Source organism: Pseudomonas sp. NPDC089996 (assembly GCF_044748405.1).
Classification (GTDB): domain Bacteria; phylum Pseudomonadota; class Gammaproteobacteria; order Pseudomonadales; family Pseudomonadaceae; genus Aquipseudomonas.
The window spans coordinates 107,783-128,533 of sequence record NZ_JBIVGA010000002.1; the positions used below are offsets into that span (position 1 = coordinate 107,783).

Here is a 20,751-nt window from a genome sequence, read left to right on the forward strand (position 1 = left end):
GCACTCCGGTGCTTCATGGAGCGCCCAGTAGAGGAGAGCCACATGCCTTACACACCTTTTCACCGTGAACAGATCGAACAATCCCTGCCGCAATGGAGCAAGCAACTTCACCCCGACCATGCCAGCCGCATTGTCCAGAGCCTGCGCAAGGAATACCTGGATGCCGATGGTGTGCCCTACCCGTGGTTCAGCAATGCCGATACGCTCATGCAAGAAGGCATACAACGGGCCATTGCACTGCGCGACAAAAGCCGCTCGGCGTTGCAAACCGCGCTGAGCAACCTCAAAAGTATCAGCGATTACTGCGCGCCACTGTTGCAAGCGCAATTGAAGCTCGACATCCCGGTGAGCCAGGCCCTCTACGTGCATCAACCTGTCGAGATCAAGCACCCGGTTGGCGTGCCGGTTGGCCTGCCGCCACCCACAGAGCTGGGTACGGTCGTAGCAAAAGGCGCGCCTCGGTATCTCAGCCTTCTGGAAGCCGCCCTGCATAATTTCGAAGGCCCGAACGACACCACCCGGCTGAGTCGACTGCAACGCAGTCGCGAGGACACGCTGCCGATCTCTGGCCTGCCGTTGGCCGAGTTCATAAGTCGATGTCGCGAACTGGATCTGGGCAAGCGCTATCAGGATCACCTGAACGAGGTGTTCGCAGGCCCGCAGGCGAGCCACACAAGAGCACTGGCGGTGGCCGCCCGACGTGACGAGTTTCGCGTCCAGACCCGAATCGCCCGCTGCAAGAAACTGATCGACGTTGACGTCTGGGCAGCCTTGCACGCAATGGCGGCGGATATTGCTGATGCCCCGCTCTACAAAGAGCGTCCATTGCGTTGCTGGCAGCTGACGCTGTTCGGCATTCCCATCCACGAAATGCTGTTCATCGCACCTGCAGACACTCGCAAACACGACCCCGTAGTGCTCTATGACCCAGCGAACGACGGTCAGATCAGGCAGTTTGCTTCCCTCGCAGAGGTTTACAGCCACCTGCATGAGCAACTTCTGCAAACGGACTACCGCAAGCGCTTCGTCGGTCTGGCATTGCAACGGCAGCAAGCGGAATTGAACCAACGGCTCAAGCGTGCTCTGTTCAGCAACCCCCAGGAGGCGGATGCGAACGCGTTGCAGCCACGCGACTCGACTCACCTGGACCCCGGGGAGCATGCACGCTCGAGCCGGCCTTGGGCAGAGCTGGAGTCGGATCACCTGACCAGGCTCAGGGCCGATGCCCGTTCGATAGCGATACCCACCGCCGATGTAGACGCCCGAGTACGGGAACGAAACCTGGAGTACTGGCTGGACCTTGGTTTCAACGTCCTCAATGTCGCAGCCATGTTCGTCCCTGGCCTGAACACGCTCATGCTGGCGGTAGGTGCGGCACAGATCATGGACAGTGTGTTCGAAGGCATCAGCGCCTGGGAGGAAGGCGACAACCAACAAGCGTTGGCCCAGCTGGAGTCGATCCTGATCAACATTGGGGTAGTGGCTGCAGTCGGTGCTGGCGCGGCAGCATTGAAGGCATCGGGCTTTGTCGACGAAATGCAGAGCATCGTCAAAGACGGCAAGAACCTGCTATGGCGCGCCGGCCTGGAAGATTACGCCAGCGAGGTCAAGATACCCGATGACATCGAAGCCGATGCCCAGGGCCGCTATACGCTGAATGGCCGACACTTCATACGGCTGGATGGCACCCTGTACGAACAGCAACAGGAACATGGTCGTTGGCATATTGCCCACCCGCGCGACCCGCAGGCCTATCGCCCGCCGCTGCTGGACAATGGCGAAGGAGCCTGGCGGGGCTTGCACGAGTCACCCGTGGAATGGGATCAGCGCCTGCTGCTGAGGCGCCTGGGGCCCATCGGCGCCGGCTTGGAAGAACACGAGTTGCAGGCGGCACTGAAATGCTCGGGCGAATCGGAAGAAACCTTGCGCTATGCCCAGGTTGCCGGGCAACGCCCACCCGCATTGCTTGCCGACCTGCTCGATCGGCTCCGGTCCGAACGTCAGGTGGACGACCTGGTGCAGCGGGTCCGTGATCAATCGCCCTTGTACGCCCACAGGAATTTCGCACTGCCCAGCCTGACCGAGCTGGAAGGCTGGCCGCAGGAATATGCGATCAGAGCCTACAATGGGCCGGAAAACTGGGGGCCTAGCACGCTCTATAGCACCACTGCAGAGGACGCTGTGACGCAAGAGGTGCACATCAACCGCAGAGAACTGGACGCTGGCGTGCTCGCCTCCAGAATCGTCGCGCAACTGGACGAACGCTCGCTGGCGCAGCTTCTGCCCGCTGGCACTGGCGCCGCTGAGCAGAGCCAGGCACTGAGCACCAAGCTCGCCCTGTATCTGGAGCAGCGTCGGAGCACGCTGCGCGAAAGGTTTTACACTCACGAACAGCTCCCACTTTCCGAACCGGCACAGGTGCTGGCCAGTCAGTTCCAGGGGCTGCCTCGACGCGCCGTCGAGGAGATCATGGCCCATACCGATGCCCATGAACGCGCGCGCCTGAGCAGTGGGCGGGTGCCTCTGCGGATTGCCGAAGAAGCTCGAGCATTGCAGGCACGCGCCCGCCTGAACAAGGCACTGCTAGGGATGTATCGCCCGGCATTGGCCAATACCGACAGCACTGTGCTGGACACCGCCATGGTATCCGAGCACCCGGCCGCCGACGCCAGTCAGCGGCTGGAGTATGCCGCGGCCGATCGGCCCCTTGCGGCCAGGCTGATTGGCCAACAGCCGATCAGGCCTGGCTATCGCTCGCCGATGCGCCTGGCGCACGGGCGCATTGGTTACTCGCTGAGTGGCCGACTGTCCTGGCTGTCCCCCGCGCATCGTCGCTTGCAGGCACTGTATCCAAGTCTGGATTCCAGCCAACGCAATGCGATGCTACGGCAACTGCGCCAACGCGGTGACATTGGGCAGCAGCTCGGTGCGCTGGAGCGCGAGCGCAATTTGCTCGACTCGACTCTGCGTCAATGGGAAGAACAGGGCACTGAAAATCAGCGTGATGGGCGCACCGAAGTACGCGAATTGATCAACGCAGCCTGGCGCAGAGACGATCCTGACAGCTTGACCTTGGAGGCGCTGGACGTCGAGGCACTGCCATCGTTGCCCGCCAGGTTCGATCACATCACCACACTGAGCATCCGGCGAATCGGTATCAGGCGTATTCCGACCGAGTTTTTCCAGAGTTTCCCAGCGCTGCGCACCTTGCGCCTGGTGCAATGCCCCGAACTGGACTTCGAAGGCTTGTTCGGAGCGCTGGCATTCACGCCGAATCTCGAAGTGCTGGAACTGGGCAATAACGCTTTGGGTAGGTTGACCACGGGTATGCGCCAACGTCTGGGCGCACTGCCCCGCCTACTGACGCTTAACCTGCGCCACAATGCCCTGCGGCTTGCCGCCGATGATCTGCAAGCCCTGGCGCCGCTACGTCTCGAGGCTCTGGACCTGGAAGATAACGCTATCATCCTGGACACTCCGCTGGCATCGGGTTTCACCCACCTGAACACATTGCGTGACCTGCGCCTGAGCAACAACCCTTTGCACACCCCACCCGACGTCACCCGACTGGTGCAACTCCGAAACCTGCAGTTGCGTAACTGCGCGCTGCAAACATGGCCACCCGGCCTTACCCAGCTGATGCTGCAAGACGCTCCGCAGCTTCGCCACCTGAACCTGAGTTCGAACTCGATCAATCAGATCGAGGCGCTGGACCAGATCTTGGCCAGCCCGTTTGCCGAAACCCTACGTACAGCCCGTAACCGCAGCTACTGGGAATTCAATGACAACGACATCGACGCCGCAAGCGTTCAGCGGCTACGTGCAACAGGCGTGCAAATCGATATCGACAGCGATGTATCGGACATTGCCGATCACCCGTGGCTCCAAGGGGCCAATGATGAGGAACGACGGTTATGGCAAGACTTGTTCGAAGAAAACGAAAATCGCCACCTGCGTGACGTTGTCGAGCGCGCGGGAAGTTCTGACCAGGCGCTACGCGGCCGTGACAGAATGGCCAGGCAGGTCTGGCAACTGCTCGAACAGGCCAGGCAGGATCAGGCGCTGCGCAAACATCTGAATACGGTTGCGCAAGATTACCCGCCTACCTGCGAGGACGCTGGCGCTGATGCTTTCAGTGCATTGCAGTTGGAGGCGCAAACTTTCAAGGTTTTGGCCGAGGAAGCACCCCGCCCCTATTTCTTGTTCAATTATTTCAGGAAGCTGTACCGCCGCGAGATGGTCAATGCATTGGGCGAGCGCATCCAGCTTGCGCGCCTCGCACGGCAGGCCCCGCTAACTCGGGAGCGGCTGGCTGTCGACAATCAACATGATACCCAGCCCCTGCCAGCCCTGGATCTCCTGGACGACCTCGATGACGAAGCGTTGCTGCGAGGCGGCACTGACCTGATTGAAATTCGACTGGCATTACGCCAATCGCTGTACCGGTATCTTGAGTTTCCTGAAGCCAGCGAAGGCATGCTCTATCGCGATCTCGCCATGATCTCGAGCAATGTCGAGAGCAACGTCGAGCAAGCCGTACGGATGCTTGATGATACGGCCGCCGAACGCAGGGGCTGGATAGCACGCCAGCCTATCTGGCAGCGTTACCTGATGCAGCGCTTCGGCAACCGTTTCGAGACGCTGGATGAGCGTTGGTACCTGGGGTTGCAGTACCTGGACTACTGCCTGGATGCCGAAAGCGAAGCCGTGACCTCGCTGGACGACGCGGTTTTCCAGGCATTGCGCGAAGCGTTGCCCGGCGCATCACTGGGGGCGAACGGCACTCTGCAAAGAGTGGACTTGAGCAGCGCACTCTATCAGCAGGCCAGTCGGCAGTTGCAATCCGGGCGTGACCTGCAGCGCGAGGCGCTGTTCGAGCAACTCACAGGCGAGCAGGATCGCAACAACAGGTAATCTGCTACTGGCCGCGCAGGTCTTCGAAAAAGATCTGCCGGCCATCCACCTGGCTTGATGCCCGTGGCGCCGTTGCCGTGTCACCGTTGGCTACTTCCACATGCCAGTAACAATGCTGCGCGGCGCGGGTCAGTGCGACATAGGCCAGGCGCTGCACTTCCTCTCTCTGGGCGGTATCGAACGGCTGGGTATCACCGGCCTTTCCCAGCCCGGCCTGCCGATAGACCTGGTTCTTGTAGGGCGAGCTGGTCAGGTATTGGCAGTCACCCAGCATGAACACCGCGTCGGCCTGCAAGCCCTTGGCACTGTGGTAGGTCAGCTGGCGCAGCCGGCGCTGTTCGACCGGCAGCGCCGCCTCGGCGTGCAGGACGCTTTGCAGGTGTTCGCTCATCAGCACCCTGTCGCTGCCCTTGCGGTACAGCATCATTACTGTTTCGCCCCTCTGGTAATGCTCGATCAGCGTTTCACCCAGGGCCGCCTCGTCACGGTCGAACACCTTCACCGGCGAGTTCGGCAATGCGGCCGCCGGGCCACAGGCCCGGGCTTTCTTGCCGGCAATTGCTGGCGTGCCTTTCACCAGGTGCTCGGCAGCATCGATCACCTGCTGCTGGCATCGGTAATTGTCGACCAGCATCACACGCGTATTGGCCGGCGACGGGAAGGCCTTGGTGAATTCCATGAAGTACTTCGGCGAACTGCCGCGCCAGCCGTAGATCGACTGCCAGTCGTCGCCCACGCACATCAGCGAAGCATGCTGAGCATTGCGCCCGGTGTGCAAGGCAGGACCGCGACGGCGGATTTCCACAAGGCAGGCGCGCAGCCAGCTGACGATTTGCGGCGAGACATCCTGGAATTCGTCGATCATCAGGTGCGCCATTGGCCGCAACAGCGGGTCGGGAAGCAACCGCAGGTTCTCCGGGTTGTTCTCGCCGAACAGGGCGAACATGCGGTTGTAGCTCATCACCGGTGGCGACTGGTCCAGCAGGTGCGCCTCCAAGGCTTTCCAGTACAGGGCCAACGCTTCGAAGAACAGCGCGTCGCTATCGCCGGACGGGAAGCTCATGGCGGCCACGGCCGGGTTCACTTCAAGGCCAAGATTTTCGATGAAATTGGCGGCGCCGACGAAGGCATCGAGCAGCGGCGCCGGGGCGAGCTCGCCTTTGACCTTGTATTCGAAACCGGGCCCGGCCACGGCATCGCCTGCCAGCGACGCGGCCAGGCGCCGGGCCATGGCATAGTTGTCGAGCCAGATCAGGGGCTTGTCGCAGAACGCCTGCAGCAAGGTGCGCTTGACCGCCCACTCGGCACGCACCGCCAGCTTGGCGCCGGGGCGCTGGTACTGGGCGCTTTCCGCCGGGTCGAAGCCCAGCACCAGTAAAGGCCCTTGGCCGGCCAGGCGGCCATGCACATGAAAGCGGCTGCCACGGATCTCGACTGTTTCGCGGCAAGGCTCGATGCCCTTGATCGGCCAGACGCCAGCGGCGAACCACAGGTCCTCGATCACGTCGCACAGTTCTTCATCGCGCTGGGCGGCCAACTGGGTGACCTGTGCGCGCTTCTGTACCTCAGGGTTGTTGGGGTCCAGTGGCTTGAGCTGCAACGCTTCGCTGCGCAACTGGCCAACCAGCTCGGCAAAGCGTGGACTCTCGCCCAGCAGGGTGCTGTAGCACTGGTTCAGCTGTTGCCGCTGGGCATCGTTCAGGCGCAGGTCGAACGGGTTGCTGTCGGCTTCGGTCTCTCGCCCGGCTGGCATTTCGTTACCCAGCGTTTCGAACGCCCGCACCTGGCCGAAGCCCGGCAGGCTGCGCACCAGAGGCAGAATCCGTGAATGAAATGTGCGCACCAGCTCGCGCGCCTTGGCCGGCTGCAGGTCAAGCTGCCAAAGGGCGAACACCTGCACCAGGCGCTTGATGAAATCCTTGCGCGACTCGCGGGTAAAGGTGACCACGGTCATCGCATCGAGCTCGTAACCCAGGTACTGACGCAGCAGCAGGATGCGCAGTACCAGCGAGGTCGACTTGCCTGCCCCGGCGCCGGCCACCACACAGGTGGACGGCGTGTCGCTGAAAATCAGCTTCCATTGCGCCGCACTGGGCTGGGCCTCTGCGGGCAGGCGTCGGGCAACGTCGGCCTTGAAGCGCTTTTTCAGTTCGGCGCTCAGCGGCAAACGCCAATCGTCGAACAGGCTGTCGTCCTGCCCGGGCACGGCGGCGGCATCGGGGCGTGCGTCGCGAATCACCAGCACCTGGCGCCCGGCCTCGTAGCCAAGGCTCCAGGACTCGCGGTGCTGCGCTTGCAGGCGGCTCAGGCCGCGGCCCAGCAGGCGGGCGACAAAGCGGCGCAGCCAAGGCAACTGGGCAGGCGGGGTCAGTTCGGCGGGGGCCAGGGGTTGCTCGTGGGCCACGGTCACTCCGTTGTAAATCGAATCAGCGGTCATGTTCGCCGCATCCACTGAAAATCGCCAGCGAATGCTTTCAGATCAGTGGATTAGGCGATGAATCGCATAATCCACATCGCTACTTTCAATCCATTTAACTGATAATATCAAGCCGATATTTACGCTTATTTTCGATCTATCTTTGACGCATCATGGCCTCATTCCACTGATTAACGGAGCACGACCATGCTGCAACTGCGACCCTTCGAAGGCCTTGGCCACGCCAACCACGGCTGGCTCGACGCCCACCATCACTTCTCGTTCGCCGAATACTACGACCCGGCGCGTATGCACTGGGGCAACCTGCGGGTCTGGAACGACGACCTGATAGCTGCCGGCAGCGGCTTCCCGCCCCACCCTCACCGCGACATGGAAATCATCACGTATGTGCGTGAAGGGGCCATTACCCACCAGGACAGCCTGGGCAACAAAGGCCGTACCGAGGCTGGCGATGTGCAGGTGATGAGTGCCGGTAGCGGCATCGTGCACAGCGAGTACAACCGGGAAGAAGTGGACACGCGCATCTTCCAGATCTGGATCGTGCCTGAGAAGGTTGGCGATGCACCGTCATGGGGTGTCCGCCCATTCCCCAAAGGTGAGCGTGGCGAGGGCTTCGTGACCCTGGCAAGTGGCCGTTCGGGAGATGAGGACAGCCTGCAGATCCGCGCCGATGCTCGCTTGCTGGCAGCAACCTTGCGTGCTGGTGAAACCGCCGAATACCGCTTCGATGCCGGGCGCCGGGGTTATCTGGTGCCGGCCAAGGGGCTGGTAGAGGTCAATGGGCTGCGGGCCAAGGGCCGGGATGGGGTGGCGATCGAGCAGGAGGAAGTACTGCGCGTGACGGCCATCGAGGACAGCGAAATCGTGCTGGTCGATGTTGCCTGACTTGTCAGGACCAGTGGGGCCGCTTTGCGGCCCCATGGGTTCAATCAGGCGATTGCCGCATCCACCAGCACCTGAGCCTCTTCCACCAGGCGCTTGAGGTGCGCCTCGTCGACAAAGCTCTCGGCGTAGATCTTGTAGATGTCTTCGGTCCCCGAAGGCCGTGCGGCAAACCAGCCGTTGGCCGTCATCACCTTCAAGCCACCGATCGCCTGGCCATTGCCCGGCGCCTTGCTCAGGATCTGCACGATCGGCTCACCCGCCAGTTCCGTCGACTTCACCTGCTCGGGTGCCAGCTTGCTCAATGCCGCTTTCTGCCGCGCATCGGCCTTGGCTTCGACACGGGTGGCGAACGGTTTGCCCAGCGCTGCAGTCAGGTCGTTGTAGGCCTGGCTCGGGTTGCGCCCGGTACGGGCAGTCATCTCGGCAGCCAGCAGCGCGGGAATCAGGCCGTCCTTGTCAGTCGCCCAGACCGTACCATCCTTGCGCAGGAACGACGCACCGGCACTTTCCTCACCGCCGAAGCCGAGCGTTCCATCAAACAGGCCCTGGGCAAAGAACTTGAAGCCCACCGGCACTTCGTACAATTCACGGCCCAGGCGCTGGGTGACGCGGTCGATCATGCCGCTGGAAACCACGGTCTTGCCCACCGCGGCATCGCTGCGCCATTGCGGGCGATGGCGATACAGGTAGTCGATGGCCACCGCCAGGTAGTTGTTCGGCTGCAGCAGCCCGTCCGCGGTGACAATGCCGTGGCGGTCGTGGTCGGGGTCGCAGGCAAACGCCACGTCGAAGCGCTCGCGCAGGCCGATCAGCCCTTGCATGGCGTAAGGCGAGGAAGGGTCCATGCGAATCTGGCCGTCCCAGTCCACGCACATGAAACGGAAGGTCGGGTCGACTTCGGTATTCACCACTTCCAGGTTCAACTGGTAGCGCTCGGCGATCGCCGACCAGTAGCGCACCCCTGCCCCGCCCAGCGGATCGACACCCAGGCGCAGGTTGGCGCTGCGAATGACGTCGAAGTCGATGACGTTTTCCAGGTCGGCCACGTAAGTGGCCACGTAGTCATGGCGCTGGGTAGTGTTGGCTTGCAGGGCCTGGGCATGCTCGATGCGCTTTACTCCGGCAAGGCCCGCGGCCAGCAGTTCGTTGGCCTTGGCCTCGATCCACTTGGTCACATCGCTGTCGGCCGGCCCGCCGTTGGGCGGGTTGTACTTGAAGCCACCGCTCTGTGGCGGGTTATGCGACGGGGTGATGACGATGCCATCGGCCAGGCCCTGACTGCGGCCACGGTTGTAGCAGAGGATGGCGTGGGACACCGCCGGCGTCGGGGTATATTCGTCGTCCTTGGACAGCATCACCTGCACGCCGTTGGCGGCCAGTACTTCCAGGGCACTGGCGGCGGCCGGCGCGGACAGCGCGTGGGTGTCGGCGCCGATGAACAGCGGGCCGTCGATGGCGTTTTCCTGGCGGTACAGGCAAATGGCCTGGGTGATGGCCAGCACGTGGTGCTCGTTGAAGCTCAGGTCGAACGAGCTGCCCCGGTGCCCCGAGGTGCCGAAGGCCACACGCTGGGCCGCCACGGCTGCATCAGGGCGGCCGGTGTAGTAGGCGGTGAGCAGGCGGGGGATATCGACCAGCACGCTGGCCGGAGCCGGCTTGCCTGCCAAAGGACTGAGCGTCATGCAAAAACCTCGAGTTCAGCGGATGTTGGTGTTTGAACACGCAGTGTACTGGGAGTTGCAATGCCGTGCGATGGGGCTACCAGGGATTATTTAACGGCCAACTGCCACCACGCGGGGAACATCTGCTGCACCCGTTGTTCAGCGAAGCGTTCGTCGATCAGCACCAGCACACCGCGGTCCTGGTCGCCCCGAATGACCCGCCCGGCGGCCTGGATCACCTTGCGCACGCCCGGATACAGGTAGGCGTAGTCGAAACCGGCGCCAAACTGCCGGCCCAGGCGCTGCTTGAACTGCTCGTTCACCGGGTTGACCTGGGGCAGGCCGAGGGTGGCGACGAAGGCCCCGATCAGGCGCGTTCCAGGCAAATCGACGCCCTCGCCGAACGCCCCGCCGAGCACGGCAAAGCCCACCCCCTGCCCGTCTGCCACGAAACGCTCCAGAAAAGCCTGGCGCGCGGCTTCGTCCATGCCCGGCGCCTGAGCCCATGCAGGGATGCCGGGATGACGTTCGGCGAACAGGCTGGCTACCTGCTGGAGGTATTCGAAGCTGCTGAAGAACGCCAGGTAGTTGCCTGGCTGGCGCTGATACTGCTCGGCAATCAGCTCGGTGATCGGTGCCAATGAAGCCTGGCGCTGGCGATAGCGGGTCGAGACCTGGCTGGCGATGCGCACCTGGAGCTGCTCGGCACGGAACGGGGCTGCCACCTCCAGCCAGGCGGTATCGGCCGGCATGCCGAGCAGGTCGGTATAGAAATGCCGTGGGCTCAAGGTGGCGGAAAACAGCGTCACGCTGCGCGCCGCTTGCATGCGCGGGGCAAGCAGCCGGGCCGGGGTGACATTGCGCAGGCAAAGAGTGGCCAGGCGCCGTTTGCGCGGGCCTGCGCGCAGGCTGACGTCGAACAGGAAATGTTCATCGAACAGCTCGGCCACGCGGCTGAACTGCAGCGCCTGGTAGAAAAACTGAAGTACCGGGGCATCGACCTCGGCGGGCTTTTCGTTCATGCGTTCCTGGATCAACCCGATGCATTGCTGCAAGGCACGCAGAAAAGCCTCCGGCAACTGCTCGCTGGCCTGATACGGAGCCTGCTGCGCCTTGTACAGCGCGTTCCACTGCCGATTCAGCCGGTCCAGGGCGCTACCAAGCCCCTGCGGCTTGCTCTGGCGCAAGGCGAGCAGCTGGCCCTGGTCGAGGCTGGCGCTGTACATGCCGCGGCCGCGCTCGACCAGGTTGTGCGCCTCGTCCACCAGCACCGCAACCCGCCACTGGTTGAGCTGGGTCAGGCTGAACAGCAAGGCGTGGGCGTCGAAATAGTAGTTGTAATCGGCCACCAGCACGTCCACCCAGCGGGCCATTTCCTGGCCGAGGTAATACGGGCAGACCTGGTGCGCCAACGCCACCTCGCGCAAGCCCGCGCGGTCGAGCATGGGCCGCGTTGCCGCTGCTTCGCGCGCAGCGGGCAGGCGGTCGTAGAAGCCTCGGGCCAACGGGCAGGACTCGCCATGGCAGGCGCTGCCCGGGTATTCGCAGGCCTTGTCCCGGGCAATCAGCTCAAGGGTGCGCAACGCCGGTTGCGGCGTACCCGCACTGATCTGCGCCAGCGCGTCCAGCGCCAGCGCCCGGCCGGGAGTCTTGGCCGTGAGGAAAAACACCTTGTCCATCTGCTGCGGCACCATGGCCTTGAGCAGTGGAAACAAGGTGCCGAGGGTCTTGCCGATACCGGTGCTGGCCTGGGCCATCAGGCAGCGCCCCGTACTCACGGCCTTGTACAAGGTTTCGGCCAGCTGCCGCTGGCCCTGGCGGAACTGCGGGTAAGGAAAGCCGAGGGCCTGCAGGCCCCGGTCGCGCTCGGCAAGACGCTGTTGCTGAGCCTGGGCCCAGGCAAGAAACCGTTGGCACTGGGTTTCGAAGAAGCACTGCAAGGCATCGGCACGGTAGTGCTCGCTGATCAGCGTCTGGCTGTCGTTGTCGACATCCAGGTAAACCAACGCCACCTCGATGGCGGGCAACTGCCGCGCCTGGCACAGCAGCCAGGCATAGACCTTGGCCTGTGCCCAGTGCAGCTGGCGGTGATTGGCCGGCTGCCGCGCCAGGTCGCCGCGGTAGGTCTTGATCTCCTCCAGGCGATTGGCGACCGGGTCGTAACCATCGGCGCGCCCGCGTACCTGCAAGCCTTGGTAATCGCCCTCGAGGGCGACTTCCGCCTCATAGCCTGCGGCGCGCAGGGCGACCACCCGGCGATGCCCTTCGATACCCTCCTGCGCCGTGGGTGACGGGGTAAAGCGCAGATCCAGGTCACCGACCTTGGCGCTGAACTCGCACAACGCCCGCACCGCCACGCGATAGCTCACGCGGGCTCGCTCCAGCGCACATGGCAGACCGCCACGGGCAAGCCGTGCTCGGCGCAGAACGCCAACCAGCGCAGTTGATTGTCCTGCAAGCGGTCACCGGGGCCCTTGACCTCGACCATCCGATAGCGCTGCTGCTCCGGCCAGAACTGGATCAGGTCCGGCATGCCGGCGCGGTTGTTGCGGATATCCTGCAACAGGCGCAGGAAACAGTGTTTCAGGTGCGCGGCAGGCAGGCACGCCAGCGCCTGCTCGAGCAACGCTTCGCTGAGCATGGGCCAGAATACGAACGGCGATTGCAGGCCTTGCTTGGCCACGTAGCAGTCGAGGATGGCCTGGCGATGGGAATCATCGTCCAGACGGCCCAGACAGACAGCCAATTGTGCCTCGCGCCGTTGCTGGAAATCGCTGTCATGCAGGTCCTGGGGCGCCGCCTGGAAAGGGTTGAAAAAAGCCCCAGGCACCGGAGCGAAGATCGCCTCCCAGCACAACAGGCCGAACAGGCTGTTGAACAGCGTGTTCTCCACGTAGTGGGCCTGCCCACCCGTTTGCTCCAGATACTGGCGCACCGCTTCCTCGACACCCAGCGCAGCCTGCTCGCGCGGCAGCTCCAGCTCGATCAGCTGCAACGGTGCAGCGCGCCGTCGTGGCTGTGCAGGGCCGCCGAGCTTGCGGGCCAGCCTTGGCAACATGCGCTCCAGTGCTTGCACTTCCAACGCGTTGGCCGGCGCGGCAGCCATCTGCCTGGCCAATGCGTGGGCCTGCTCCCAGCGCTCGCTGCGTTCTAACACACGCACCTGACGGACCCGTGCTTGCGCATGACTGCTACGCGCATACACCGACAGGGCCTGGTCCCAGTCTGCGCGGCGCTCGCACTGCTGGCCCACAGCGAACAGCAGCCGGCCATGGCGCCGGGCCAGCCAGGGGTTGTCGATCGTCAGGCTGGCCAGTGTTGCCAGGACCGATGCCGGCTCCTCGCCCAGTTCCAGACGCTCGGCACATTGGTGCAACGCCATGGCCTGGTCGACTTCGCTACGCCGCTGCAGGGCACGTGAGTCGGGGCTGAAGGGGACCTGTTCGAATCGCAGCAGGCCCATATCGGCCAGCACGAAGTCCGACCAGTCCTGGTAGAGGTTGCCGAAGAACAGCAGGCGCATGCGATCGCACAGCGGTTGCAGGCACCACTGCACGATATTCACCGGGGCCCGGGCAAACCACTGCTTCAAAGGCCGGGGGCCCAACGATAGCGGCCGCAGTTGTTCAAAAAGGTCACCCTTGGCCGCCCGCGGCCGGGTCAGTTGCCCGGCGAAGCCAAGGGCGAGCTCGTCCTTGCGCAGCAGCGCGAACAGTTGTTCGAGGCTAAGGGCCTCAGGCTCGCGAACCCAGCCCAGCATCAACAGCGGCTGCAAGGCAGCCGCACTGTCACCGATTTCGGCATAGTCCAGGCGGTCGCAACGAAACAGCTCTCCCTTGCGCATCACCATGCGCACCATCAGCGCCTGGGCCGGTTGCGCCAGTTGGGCAAAGGCATGCAGGAAGGCCAGTTCCTGCTCATCGAGCAGGTCGGCATAACGTGACTCGACCCACCGCAGCACCTGGCGGAAATTGTGCAGGTAGTACAACGGGTCATCGACGGAGTGAGCGATCACAAGACGGGGTCAGGCAGCAAGAGTAAGCACTGTTTATACATACAGACCACACAGGCAGGCAAGTACCATGGGTCATTGCGCCGGCCTACCGACGAATGGCGTCAAACGCCAACCCCCGTGCCAGGCTCTCCAGTGCCTCGTTCAGTGCCTTGGGCTGCTCACCCAGCCAGGTCAGTGCCAGGTACTGCCGATAACGCCCGTGCGCGCTGAACTGCTCACCGGCCAACACCTGCAGGGCCGATTCCGCCGTCGCCGCTACGGCTTGAGCGCTCACCATCGCCGGCGACAGGCGCACCCACAAGGCATACCCGCCCTCAGGCATGTCGAAGTCCACCTGCCCGCCCAACACGGCGCGCAGGTGCTGGCACAGCTGCTCCATACGCCCCTGCAATGCCAACCGCGCCTGAGCCAGGTGCTCATCGATCTCACCTGAAATGATCATCTGCGCCAGCGCCTGTTGCCGCATCGGGGCAAGCTGGAAGGCGCGCTGGGCGAACGTTTCTGCCAGGGCCGCATGGCGCCCCAGCAGGTAGGCATAAGGTGCCTCGCCCCCCACTGTCGCCTCCAGCGAACCCAGCACCAGCAGCCAGCGCGGGTCCACCCAGTCACGCAGGCGGGAACTCGGTGGCAGGGAGAAACACAGCTCGCTGTCCAGATCGTTCTCCAGCAACCAGACCGGGTGCATGGCCAGCAAGTCGGCGATCCGCTGCTGATCGCGCTGGGGGACCAGGCGGCCGACCGGGGTACTCAGACAGGAAGGCATGATCACCATGCGCACCGGCTCGCAGCCCAGCAACCTGGACAGGCTGCCGATATCCGGACTGCCGCAGGCATCCAGCGGTACCTCCAGGACCCGCATGTTGCAACGTTGCAAGGCGCGCAAGATACGCCAGCAACACGGTGAGGCGACCAGCACGGTACTGCCCCGCAGAGCCAGGGCCTGCAGTAGCGTTTCCAGCAAAGCCTGCACATCAGGGCCCAGATGCACATCCTCGGATCGCCAGTACAGGCGGGAAGACCGGGTGTAGCGCTCTGCCAGGGCATCACGCAAGCGTGGCCCGCCCAGTATCCGCACGGGCCGCGCACGCAGCCGCCCCAGGCGCCGCTCGTGGGCGAACAGCGCGCGCTCCAGCAGCGGCTGCACGGGCAGCACGGGGGCCACATCGTCCCGGCCAGCCTGCACACCCGTCTGGGCAAAATAGCCGGACTTGGGCACCGACTGCACACGCCCTTCGTGCTCGAGCAAGCTGTAGGCCGCCTGCACCGTGGCCAATGAGACGTGCAAGCGCCTGGACAACGCCCTCAGCGACGGCAAGCGAGGCTGCCCGCCCCGCTCGGCTTCGTCGATCAAGGCCACCAGATAGCGGTAGACCGCCTGATAGGCGAACTCGCGTCCCATCAGGATGAAGCCTTGCGCGTCGCAGTGCCCACCGCAACCTGGCGGCCCAGTAACCGCAATTGCACATCCCGGCGCGCGAGGTTGGCCAGCAGTTTGCGCACACCCGGCCCCAAACGCCCCTTGTAGACCATGCGCAGTTGCGCCAGTGGCAGGCCACTGGTGTTCACGATCCAGTCCTTGACGGCATCGGGGCAAGGTTTGCCTTGCAAGGCCCGATGCAGGTAAGGCAAGGCGACCAGCATGTCGGCGTGACGACATTGCAGAAACCGCTCCAGCCCCGCTCCCTGGTTGGCAAACGGCCGGTACAACAGGCAGGCGAGCTGGGTGTTTTCAAGCCCGTAGGCCTTGGCGAAACGCGGCTGCTGAGGTGCCTGGGGCTTGCCTGGCACATCCTGATTGACCAGGCGCAATGCCTGCCTGGGCGCGCCAGGCGCCTTGCAGCGCCCGCCTATGTCGTGCAGCTGCGCCAACGCCTGAGGGTCGACAAATACCGACAATGGTGGGCTTTCGCGCACCGGTTCGAGGCCACAGCCCAGCACACGGTCCAGTTCGCTTTCACCGAGCAACTGGGCAAGCAGATCGTCGATCATCAGCACCCGCAGCGGCAAAGCCCGTTCCTGCATCAGGTCCGGCGTGCCGATCCCCTCACCCGGTGCACCTGCGACGGCATGCAACGGGGCCAGCCAGCGGGCCAGGCTGTACACGCATTGATGCAGCGAGTCTGGCCTGGCTACCCCTGCCAGGCGCAAGCTGCGCCGGGCCCAGGCTGCAAAGCGCCGTCGCTGCCTGGCAGGCATGGCGGTTACCAGCGCATCAGTGCCCGGGTAGGCGACCAGTGCCAGACGAATGGCGTCGGCCAGCTCCAGATGCGTCCGACTGCCCAGCAGGGCTTCAGGGCGCGCATCGACGAGATGGCCGAACAACAGCAAGGCTTCACGTGACAACGGCAGGTGCTGGGCTGCAGCGTCAGCCTGCCGGCAGAAAGGCACCACGGCGGCCTGTTCGACCATCTGCAGTTGCACCCGCGGATCGTCATGCATGAACAAGGTATTGAAGATACGGTCATGCTGCTCCAGCATCGCGCTGCTGGATGCTGGCAGGCAGGTCACCAGTACCCGCAATTTGAAAGTGACCGGTGCGCGCAAGGCGATGCTGAGCTGGGCAGCACGCAGGATGGCCAACAGCCGGGCGCTACGTCGGTCTCCCCCCTGAACCACCAGTAACCTGAACGTACCGATGTATTCAGGCCCGCCAGCGGTCACCAGTAAACGCTGGATCAACAGCTGTAACGAAACGCGCTGTTCCTTGGACATATGATTCAACAGACGCTCCAGCACCTGCTGATATATAAAGTGCATCGCCTGATCGTGAACAATACTCACGGCGTTACCTCACAACTTCATTCAACACAAAAGCGCGCCATCAGGGCCTGGGCGCCGCGATTTAATTTGAAGAAATTTCCTACAATCAGCCAGGAAACTTATAAGTTGCAAAACGCTGTCGCCACACCATTGAAAAATATGAGCCCGCTCGATTACTCCCGACCACCTTCAACCGCGCACCGCCATACCTGCCTTGTTCCACTGCACGCTCCTTGCGCCAACGATCAATACTCCATTATCGAGTCTTGATTAGGGATTTAAAGATACAGATACCGATGGAAAAACCATTCAGAAATCGGCGAATCTCAGGGCATAGACCAGAAAAGGCCACTAAGGAATTGATAACGATTACCCAGCAACATCAACTTACAAAGCTCACCGCTTCGAGCGCATGAAATATAGACAGTCGAAATACAGAAAACCGGGCATCAGCCCGGTTTTTTGCGTTGCCAAACATGCCGTCAGCGCGGCGCCATATCCAGTACAACTCGCCCACCACAGGGGCATTCGTCCATGTAGCGATGAGCCTCGACCACTTCGGCGAACGGATAGACCTTGATGATCTGCGGCGTCAGCAACTGGTCGGCAGTGAACTGGTTGATATCGCGCAAGGCCCGCTGCAATGCCACCTGATCCTGGCTGATGCCCAGTTCCGGCTTGCCCGTGAAGTTGCCGATACAGTGCACGTAGAACTGGATGTTCTTCTGGAACGCCGCACAGGCCGGGAACGGTGTCTGGTTACCGCCCTGCAGGCCATACAGTACCAGGCTGCCACGTGGCGCCAGCACATCACCGAGCAGCGACATCTGCGGCCCGCCCATGCCATCGAGGACCATGTCGACGCCGCGGCCGTCGGTGTACTTGCCCACCTGCATCAGCAGGTCCTGCTCTTCGGTGACGATCACCTTGTCGGCGCCCAGACCCAGCAGGTATTCACGCTGCTCAGGCTCCTTTGTGGCGGCGAAGACCTTGAGGCCGAGCGCCTTGCCCAGTTGCACGAAGGCCGGCCCGGCACAATGGCTGGCATCGGTGACCAGTGCGGTCTGCCCGGCCTTGGCGCGCGCCAGATCAACGTAGGCGAAGTAAGCGATCAGCAGCGGCGTGTAATGCACGCTGGCCTCGACAGGCGTGAGGATTTCCGGATAACGGGTGATTGCGGTGCGCGGCAGGACGATGACATCGCCATACACCGGGTGCTCGTTGGCACTGGTGGCCGGGAAGCTGGCGACCCGGTCGCCCACCACGATGTCGTCGACGCCTTCGCCAACCGCCGTCACCACACCGGCCATCTCGTGGCCGATCCCTGCAGGCAGACGCGCTTGGGAGGGTGCCAGGTTCTGGCGCCAGAGCACGTCATACCAGCTCACGCCGATCGCTTCGACGCGGATCTGCACCTCGCCGACGGCAGGTGACGGTTCGGCCTGCTCCTCGCAACGGAGCACATCGGCAGCGCCGAACTTGTGGAAACGGATCATGCGGGACATCGCATACCTCGCCTGTGTGAATCTCGTATTACCACGGACTTTATCCGGGCTTTTACCGTTAGACCATCAGTGGCTATTAATAGTCGACATGCCTGTCATCGATTGGGCACCTGACTTTCCTGTGCATTGGCCCCCGGAAATCGGTGCAGGGTAACAGCCTTTGGCCTTAAGATTCACCCCTGCCCCACTTTAGGCGAAGCGCACCGATGAATCGAAACGACCTGCGTCGCGTAGACCTCAACCTGCTGATCGTGTTCGAAACCCTCATGCATGAGCGTAGCGTGACCCGTGCGGCCGAGAAGCTGTTCCTCGGCCAGCCGGCGATCAGCGCGGCCTTGTCGCGCCTGCGCAACCTGTTCGACGACCCGCTGTTCGTGCGTACCGGCCGCAGCATGGAGCCGTCGGCACGCGCTCATGAAATCTTCGCCCTGCTGTCGCCGGCCCTGGATTCGATCTCCACTGCAGTCAGCCGCGCTGCCGAGTTCGACCCGGCGACCAGCAACGCGGTATTCCGCATCGGCTTGTCGGACGACGCCGAGTTCGCACTGCTGCCGCAGCTGCTCAAGCGTATCCGCGCCGAAGCACCAGGCATTGTCCTGGTGGTGCGCCGGGTCAACTACCTGCTGATGCCGAACCTGCTGGCCTCGGGCGAAATTTCCGTTGGCGTCAGCTACACCAGCGAGCTGCCGGCCAATGCCAAGCGCAAGGTGCTAAGGCGCAGCAAGCCCAAGCTGCTGCGCGCCGACAGCGTGCCAGGCAGCATCACCCTCGACGACTTCTGCGAGCGGCCGCATGCGCTGGTGTCGTTTGCCGGCGACCTGTCGGGCTTCATCGACGAGGCACTGGAAGAAATCGGCCGCAAGCGCCATGTAGTGCTGGCCGTGCCGCAGTTCAACGGTCTGGGGAGTCTGCTGGCGGGCACCGATATCGTTGCCACGGTGCCGGACTACACCGCCGATGCCTTGACCGCAGCCGGTGGGCTGCGCGCTGAAGACCTGCCGATGGAGGTGCGTACGTTCGAGCTGCACATGGCCTGGCGCGGCGCACAGGACAATGACCCGGCTGAGCGGTGGTTGCGGTCGCGGATACAGATGTTCTTTGGCGACCCTGATAGTCTTTAGGTGTCGTTGGATAGGCTGTTTATCTGATTGCTTCTGCCTTTCCACAGACCTTGGAGCTCCACTCACTTCCAGTGGCTTGCTACATTGGGGGCAAATCTGAGGGTATGCTTTGGATGGTTTGAAAATGATACCCCCAGTCTAAGGTCCATCTGTGTGCACACAGATGCCGAGCCTGCGGGCGATCGAGGCACCTGACTCTCCACCTGCGCACGCCAAGATGATTTCGGCCCGAATGCGGGATTCAGCAGGGCCTTTACGCTGTCGGGAGCGACGAAGCAGTTCGATGGTACTTCGTCGCTGAGCTCAATCGGGGTAGCAGGACGGCCGGTTTTCATATCGTTGCCCCAGGGCATTTCGAATGCTGAAAAGCCTAGACCAAAATACGAGTGTTACTTGCGAAACACCACACCAGGACCACTTCCCCTTACTTATAGCCACAAAATCTTGCTCTTACATCGACTCATCTACGCTATATATTCTGCATTTTGGTATTTCGCCGCCTGTTAAGGCGGCCTTTTGATGTTGCACCATTCTCTAGACTGCTATTCTTTACAAGCTAGGAACTCACGCAACTTTTCCGCAACCAACAACGGAGATTCACGTTGTGGGAAGTGCCCCACTCCAGCCAAGACAAATCTTTCATACCTACCGATGAAGAACTTCTCCTTGCCTTCGGAGGTAGTGGGGTGAGTACACCTATCTGCCTCCCCATGTAGTATGAGTGCCGGAAGAGACAAAATAATGGGCGAGCTTAGGGCGGCTTCAGCCTCAGCATAAGCAGGATCGGTTTCAGCCATGGCCCATCTATGCCGGTAGGAATGCATTACGATCAAATGCCAGTCATCTCCCTGAAAAGCTTCAGCAGCCTCGTGGAACTCGCTATCGTCGTACCATCCAGGGGGTGACCAGGTATCCCACATGTGCTTGGCGAAGGCCACGCGATCGTCCCGAAGCGCTTGTTCTCCAGGCTTCGTTGCCAGGTACCACTGATACCAAAAGTTCTGGGCCTGATTAAGTGACAGGGTTTGCGTGGGGCCATTAGTAGCGTACCCAACGGATAGCATCACTAGATGAGTTGCCATTCCCTCCCGCAGACCACATGCGTTGGCTGCCGCACGCGCGCCCCAATCATGACCGATCAGTGCTGCTCGCTTGATATTCATTGCGTCGAGAAAATCGAGAAGGTCCTGGCCTAACGCAGAAAGCTGGCCGCTGCGCGGCGTTTCTGGCTTAAGAAATCTGGTGGGGTAGTAACCTCGAAGCGCCGGCGCCAACACTCGATAGCCAGCGTCAGCAAGCACTGGGGCCACGCTTTTCCAGGATGCGGGACTATCAGGCCACCCATGGATCAGCACAGCGGTCTTGGTGCCGTTAGGATTCCACTCCAGGTAGGCCACTTCGAGAATCGCAGTTTTGACTGACTTGTATTCGAACATGCGTGGCCTCTTTGCAA

At 62.5% G+C, this 20,751-nt stretch carries 11 protein-coding genes; 3 read left to right on the forward strand and 8 right to left on the reverse strand.

Features of this window, described 5'->3' with window-relative positions; translation table 11 throughout:
* The first annotated feature begins 42 nt into the window (after positions 1-42).
* Complete coding sequence (locus ACIPW4_RS03480; RefSeq protein ID WP_400654807.1) at positions 43-4,914, forward strand: dermonecrotic toxin domain-containing protein; 4,872 nt, start codon at positions 43-45, stop codon at positions 4,912-4,914.
* 4 nt (positions 4,915-4,918) lie between these two features.
* On the opposite strand, the gene ACIPW4_RS03485 is transcribed toward ACIPW4_RS03480, so the two are convergent.
* Complete coding sequence (locus tag ACIPW4_RS03485) at positions 4,919-7,351, reverse strand: UvrD-helicase domain-containing protein (RefSeq protein WP_400654810.1); 2,433 nt, start codon at positions 7,349-7,351, stop codon at positions 4,919-4,921.
* 186 nt (positions 7,352-7,537) lie between these two features.
* Here ACIPW4_RS03485 and ACIPW4_RS03490 point away from each other — a divergent pair, with 186 nt between their 5' ends.
* Positions 7,538-8,236, forward strand: coding sequence for a pirin family protein (locus tag ACIPW4_RS03490; RefSeq protein WP_400654811.1), 699 nt, complete (start codon positions 7,538-7,540; stop codon positions 8,234-8,236).
* 44 nt (positions 8,237-8,280) lie between these two features.
* Here the strand turns inward: ACIPW4_RS03490 and pgm are convergent, their stop codons facing one another.
* The 6 genes from pgm to ACIPW4_RS03520 form a co-directional block, all read right to left on the reverse strand.
* Positions 8,281-9,918: a phosphoglucomutase (alpha-D-glucose-1,6-bisphosphate-dependent) gene (gene pgm, locus ACIPW4_RS03495; protein WP_400654813.1), complete on the reverse strand. Its 1,638-nt coding sequence runs from the start codon at positions 9,916-9,918 to the stop codon at positions 8,281-8,283.
* An 86-nt stretch (positions 9,919-10,004) separates the two neighbouring features.
* A complete protein-coding gene (locus ACIPW4_RS03500) occupies positions 10,005-12,266 on the reverse strand; it encodes an ATP-dependent DNA helicase (protein ID WP_400654815.1) in 2,262 nt (753 codons plus the stop codon).
* Positions 12,263-13,912 (reverse strand): VRR-NUC domain-containing protein, encoded by a 1,650-nt coding sequence (locus ACIPW4_RS03505; RefSeq protein WP_400654817.1) that lies wholly within the window; start codon positions 13,910-13,912, stop codon positions 12,263-12,265. The genes ACIPW4_RS03500 and ACIPW4_RS03505 overlap by 4 nt, the downstream gene beginning before the upstream one ends.
* 85 nt (positions 13,913-13,997) lie before the next feature.
* Positions 13,998-15,311: an aminotransferase class I/II-fold pyridoxal phosphate-dependent enzyme gene (locus ACIPW4_RS03510; protein WP_400654819.1), complete on the reverse strand. Its 1,314-nt coding sequence runs from the start codon at positions 15,309-15,311 to the stop codon at positions 13,998-14,000.
* Positions 15,311-16,693 (reverse strand): hypothetical protein, encoded by a 1,383-nt coding sequence (locus ACIPW4_RS03515; RefSeq protein WP_400654821.1) that lies wholly within the window; start codon positions 16,691-16,693, stop codon positions 15,311-15,313. Before ACIPW4_RS03515 ends, ACIPW4_RS03510 begins: the two co-directional genes overlap by 1 nt.
* A gap of 461 nt (positions 16,694-17,154) precedes the next feature.
* Positions 17,155-18,177, reverse strand: a complete 1,023-nt coding sequence (locus tag ACIPW4_RS03520) for a zinc-dependent alcohol dehydrogenase family protein (RefSeq protein ID WP_400654822.1) — start codon at positions 18,175-18,177, stop codon at positions 17,155-17,157.
* 206 nt (positions 18,178-18,383) lie between these two features.
* Here ACIPW4_RS03520 and ACIPW4_RS03525 point away from each other — a divergent pair, with 206 nt between their 5' ends.
* Positions 18,384-19,298: a LysR family transcriptional regulator gene (locus ACIPW4_RS03525; RefSeq protein WP_400654824.1), complete on the forward strand. Its 915-nt coding sequence runs from the start codon at positions 18,384-18,386 to the stop codon at positions 19,296-19,298.
* Positions 19,299-19,840: 542 nt separating this feature from the next.
* On the opposite strand, the gene ACIPW4_RS03530 is transcribed toward ACIPW4_RS03525, so the two are convergent.
* Positions 19,841-20,734, reverse strand: coding sequence for an alpha/beta fold hydrolase (locus ACIPW4_RS03530; protein ID WP_400654826.1), 894 nt, complete (start codon positions 20,732-20,734; stop codon positions 19,841-19,843).
* Positions 20,735-20,751: the final 17 nt, after the last annotated feature.